At 42.9% G+C, this 245-nt stretch carries 1 protein-coding gene; it reads left to right on the top strand.

The window, feature by feature from the left end:
* Positions 1 to 46: 46 nt before the first annotated feature.
* Positions 47 to 245, top strand: a 199-nt coding sequence (locus tag CBI42_RS12015) for a serine hydrolase (RefSeq protein WP_373433763.1), incomplete at its 3' end; no start/stop codon positions are given.

Below are 245 nucleotides of genomic sequence, written 5' to 3'. Positions count from 1 at the left end.
CAAGGAATTAACACCAACAACGAAGTTAAGCAGATTTTACCCACAAATCGCTCACAGCAAAAAGATCACCATTCAACAGCTGCTGACGATGACATCCGGCATTAAGGGAACGGTCAAAGAACCATCTGACCAGCTTAAAGAAGACGATGCCTATACAAATGCCATCAAGAGCTTAACTTCAACTGGCAAGACCAGTTTCAAGTACAGCGACATTAATTACGTCTTGCTTGCAGGAATCATTGCCA

It is taken from the genome of Streptococcus sp. KR (genome assembly GCF_002238115.1).
Classification (GTDB): Bacteria; Bacillota; Bacilli; order Lactobacillales; family Streptococcaceae; genus Streptococcus.
This window is presented reverse-complemented; position numbering and strand designations above follow the sequence as displayed.